Raw genomic sequence first — 455 nt, forward strand, 5'->3', positions numbered from 1 at the left:
ACAGTTCAAACAGGAATTAGAGGCCTATATCCTCTATTACAACCATCTACGAATAAAAGAAAAATTAAAAGGATTGACCCCTGTAGAATACAGAATTCAATCCTCATTAGCTGCCTAAATAATGTGTCTAACTTTTTGGGTTCAGTTCACTGTACAGTAGTTTTTTCTGTTACTTGAATTTTATTTAAAAGGGTCTATGAGAGAATGCTTCACAGCATCTTGAGCAGTTTGTTCAATTCACTATTTATTATTCATTTTATAAGTTTAAATAAAAAAGAAGATATTCAATTTTTATTGAGGTTGGGTCTTTTGTTATTCAAATTCATACGAGATTTTTTATTGTCTAGTAGATGCTTAATTTCTTTGAAGCTTACAAAACTTTTATTTTGTTGATCTAAAAGTCGAAAACGAAGGGACTTCAAGCTTGTGCTTAGTGTAATGGTTGTTGCTTTCTG

The 455-nt window shown here is 30.5% G+C and carries 1 protein-coding gene; it reads left to right on the forward strand.

Annotation, left to right across the window (positions count from 1 at the left end; all coding sequences use genetic code 11):
• The coding region (locus AC1DEF_RS29220; RefSeq protein ID WP_477727317.1) for an IS3 family transposase at positions 1–118 on the forward strand (118 nt) is incomplete at its 5' end.
• Positions 119–455: the final 337 nt, after the last annotated feature.

The organism is Priestia sp. 10L35, assembly GCF_056395685.1.